We start from the raw sequence: 3,647 nt of genomic DNA, 5'->3' as shown, positions 1-3,647 counted from the left end.
GACACTAGCGCACTACTTGCTGCGACCCCACGCGTCATCCGCCGTCCAGACCAGCGGGCCGACAACGCTTCCTACTCTAATAACCGTTGGCTGGTCGCTACTGGCCCGACGAAGTGACACCGTCACCGCGAGTGAATCTGTTCTGAGGTAGGTAACCAGAACGCACTACTTTGCCGCGACCCGTCGTCCGACACCAGCATGGCGATGACACCCGCCACATTCTCCGGCCCGGCCAGCTCGGCCGGATTGTCCTGCGGCAGTACGGCGATCAACCGGCCGAAGAGCGACCAGTCGGCATCCTGGGGGAGGTAGCCCGGCGTAGCGTCGGTGATTCCCGACTTGATGCCGCCCGGCGCGACACTCACCGCGCGCAGGCCCTGCTTGCCGTATTCGAGGGCCAGTACATGGGTCAGGGTCTGGATGCCGCCCTTGCTCGCGGAGTACGCGGCCATGTAGGGGTGCGCGAAGTTGGCCGAGGTGGAACTGAAGTTCACCACGGTGCTGCGCGGATTGGCCAGCAGCGCGGGCAGCGCCTCGCGGATCACCAGGAAGGTACCGGTGAGGTTCACATTGATGATCTGGTTCCACAGGTCCAGGGAGGTTTCGTGGGTGTGCGCCGCGCGCAGGATGCCCGCCGCGTTGACCAGCGCGTTCAGCCCGCCGAGCGCCTCGACGGCGGTGCGCACGCCCGCGACCACCTCGGCCTCCTCGCCGATGTTCATCTCGAGGGTGATCAGGCGCGAATCGGTGCCCGCCTCGGCGGCCTGCTTGCGCGTCAGCGCCAGCCCCTCGGCATTGACGTCGGCGCCCGAGACGACCGCGCCTTCGGACAGCAATCGGAGAACGGTGGCCTGGCCGATGCCGGATCCGGCGCCGGTCACCAGGATGCGGCGCTGCTCGAGACGGTTCATGGATCACTTCCTGATCGATGGAACTACTTTCTGACACGATATGCCGAAAATGGCACGCCGCGCCATAAATACTTTCGGCCCCGGCTAGAGTGCCCCCATGGCCAGCGAAAGGGCATCCATGACCATGACCAGTGACCGCCCCCGCGCCGGCCGTCCCGCCCTGTCCGAGGCCCGCCGCGCGGCCACCCGCCGCGAGGTTGCGCTGGCCGCCGCCCACCTCTTCATCGAAAACAGCTACACCGCAACAACGGTCGAGGACATCGCCGCCGCCGCGGGCATGGGCCTGCGCACCTTCTACCGCTACTTCGCCACCAAGGAAGACGTGCTGGCCCCGCTGCTGGCCATCGGCACCCAGGCCTGGGCCGACGAACTCGCCGCCTGCCCGCCCGACCTCCCCCTGCGCGAGGCCCTGGCCCGCTCCTACCGAACCGCCACCACCCGTACCCTCGCCGCCGAGTCCATCCCCGAATCCCGCCTGCGCCCCCTGGTCCGCGCGGCCACCCAACTCCCCGCCCTGCGCGCCACCTGGCTACGAGTCCACCAGGACTGCGAAGCCCAGCTGATCCCCATCATCGCCGCCCGCACCGGATCGACCCCCGACGATCTGGACGTGGCCCTCACCGCCGCCATGGCCAACACCGCCGTCCGCCTCGCCACCGAACGCTGGGCCGCCACCGACGAACCCGGCTCCGCCGCCGACTTCGTCGACACCTGCCTGATCCGCCTCGCCACGCATTCGCTGCTGTAGGAGCGGATTTCGTTACTTCGCGGCCGATCGGAAGATTCGGAAATCGCCCAGCGCGCACTGGCCGTAGCCCTTGCCGAGGAAGGTGAACTCGACCCGCAGCCGGAGCACGTTGTCCACCGGGATGTCGACGGGTTCGGTGCTGCCCAGCGCCAAGTCCTTGTTGAACAGTGACTTGCCGTCGGCCGAGATCTCGATGCGGCAGGTGAAGGTCGAGGTGCTGTCGTCGATGACGCCCGCGACGGCGGTCAGTTTCTTGGCGGACCGGGCGAGGTTGTATTCGAAGCCGCACGGTCCGGGCGCATCGCCGAGGTTGTCCTTGCGGCCCGCCGACAGCGCGTGGTAACTCGTCTGCCCGTTCAGGGGCATCGGCTTGTGGTCGGACTTCAGGTCGAACGAATCGCACTTGGCCGAAACGGTTTCCGTCTCGACCGTGTAGGCCGAGGGATCCTCGGTGCGCTTGGCGGCGGCCGGATTCGCGAGGGTCGAGAACTCGGCGCTCGCGAGAACGATGCCGCGGCTCTCGCCGCATTCGTCGGTGCGGTACGGGTATACGCGCACCGAGAGCGTGGCGGCATCGCTGACATCGAGGGTTACCCGGGCGGGGCTGCCCAGACGCGGGTCGACCACGGCGGCGCGGATGTCGTTGACGAAGAACTCCACGTGCGCCTGGGAGTCCTGCGCGCTGCGGTCGCCCATGGCGATGGTGGCGGTGAAGGACGAACTCTTCAGCGGCACGCGGTAGTTGAAGATGGGATCGGAATTGGCGTAGCAGGTGCCGATGTACATGGCCCGCCCGACGGTCACGCCGTCGACCGCGGCCTTCTTGACGTCCGGGATCTGGTCGCCCGCGGGTTTGAGATCGGCGAGCGCGACCCGGACCTCGGCGGGGGTGGTGGGGACGGGGGAAGTCGTGGTCGTGATCGCCCGGGTGGAGGTGGAACCGGCGGAAGTCTGGTTGCCGGAGCACCCCGCGGTCATCCCGACGGCGACGACCAGTGCGGCGGCGTAGGAGAATAGCGTTGACCATCGCACAGGGATCGAACTCCTATCCACCGGGAGGGAACGGCGCATCGCGCGTTCCGTGGAGGGAGCGTAGTCCCGATGGTTTCCCGGTGACGCCGAATTCGGCGGTATATCGTCCGTGCCAAGTGAATTCACTCGCGCCGCCGCCGCGCCGCCGACATCGCGTATACCGCCGCCAATGCCGTCGTTGCCATTGCTTCCAGCGCTGTCACGAGATATATGACCGTCGGCCGCGAGGTATGCACGCTGGTCGCGTAGAGCGTGATCGCCGCGGGAATCGGGGCAATGAACGACAGCGTGAAAGTAATGACGTCGGCGAACCATCGAATCCGCAGCGGCAGTAGTCCTTTGCGACTCGTCTCCCATGAGCCGCTCACGTCAATGGGGCTTACCTGCAACCGGAGGTGTCGGGCAATAGCGGACACCTTGTCGTCATTGGAGAGATAGGCCCAGCCGAGAATCGTGGTGATCCACGGGACTATCAGCCATACGCCGCCCCGCTGGCCCGGTAGTCCGACGGCCGTAACCACACCCAGTGCAACGATATTCAGGTTGAGGAAGGTATCGCGTAATTTGATGCGTTCGAGCTGTTCGCTCTTCAAGGTCGGATGTTCGTCCGTCACTGCCGAACCGGTCCCTGCCGAGTGTTTCCATGCGGCCGAATCGGCCGCCTCACCACTGTAGCCCTTGGTGCGCAACCGATCTCGACTATTGCGTGCTGTGAAGGGTCGGTAACCGGGTAGTCTGGCGCCATGTCGCAGTCGACGGCCGCCGATCCGGCCATCGCCATCGATGTGGTCGTGTTGACCGCGCTTGAAATGGAACGCGTTGCTGTTGTTCGCGCATTGGGTGATTGTGCGGAGTATCCGTGGCGGGGAAGCAAACTCGCGCGAGCGGCGCTCGGCGATATGAATGTCTTGGTTGTCCCGTTGGAGGGGATGGGTAATACCAACTCTGCATACGTC

The 3,647-nt window shown here is 66.0% G+C and carries 5 protein-coding genes; 2 read left to right on the top strand and 3 right to left on the bottom strand.

Annotated elements, in window-relative coordinates:
• Positions 1 to 122: 122 nt before the first annotated feature.
• Complete coding sequence (locus tag NS2_RS35200; protein ID WP_052087108.1) at positions 123 to 911, bottom strand: SDR family NAD(P)-dependent oxidoreductase; 789 nt, start codon at positions 909 to 911, stop codon at positions 123 to 125.
• Positions 912 to 1,008: 97 nt separating this feature from the next.
• Here NS2_RS35200 and NS2_RS35195 point away from each other — a divergent pair, with 97 nt between their 5' ends.
• On the top strand, positions 1,009 to 1,659 hold the full coding sequence (locus tag NS2_RS35195; protein ID WP_197707832.1) for a TetR family transcriptional regulator: 651 nt from the start codon (positions 1,009 to 1,011) through the stop codon (positions 1,657 to 1,659).
• 12 nt (positions 1,660 to 1,671) lie between these two features.
• On the opposite strand, the gene NS2_RS35190 is transcribed toward NS2_RS35195, so the two are convergent.
• Positions 1,672 to 2,691 (bottom strand): NPCBM/NEW2 domain-containing protein, encoded by a 1,020-nt coding sequence (locus NS2_RS35190; protein WP_033091688.1) that lies wholly within the window; start codon positions 2,689 to 2,691, stop codon positions 1,672 to 1,674.
• Between the two features lie 122 nt (positions 2,692 to 2,813).
• Positions 2,814 to 3,380: a hypothetical protein gene (locus NS2_RS36590; protein ID WP_158544070.1), complete on the bottom strand. Its 567-nt coding sequence runs from the start codon at positions 3,378 to 3,380 to the stop codon at positions 2,814 to 2,816.
• Between the two features lie 54 nt (positions 3,381 to 3,434).
• Between NS2_RS36590 and NS2_RS35185 the strand changes: the two genes are divergently transcribed.
• The coding region (locus tag NS2_RS35185) for a hypothetical protein (RefSeq protein WP_147207441.1) at positions 3,435 to 3,647 on the top strand (213 nt) is incomplete at its 3' end.

Source organism: Nocardia seriolae NBRC 15557 (genome assembly GCF_007990715.1).
Taxonomy (GTDB): Bacteria; Actinomycetota; Actinomycetes; order Mycobacteriales; family Mycobacteriaceae; genus Nocardia; species Nocardia seriolae.
This window is presented reverse-complemented; position numbering and strand designations above follow the sequence as displayed.

What these genes read in the sequence shown, in the direction of transcription:
- NS2_RS35200 (WP_052087108.1), bottom strand. Translation starts at nt 911, where the DNA reads ATGAACCGTCTCGAGCAGCGCCGCATCCTGGTGACCGGCGCCGGATCC.
- NS2_RS35195 (WP_197707832.1), top strand. Translation starts at nt 1,009, where the DNA reads ATGGCCAGCGAAAGGGCATCCATGACCATGACCAGTGACCGCCCCCGC.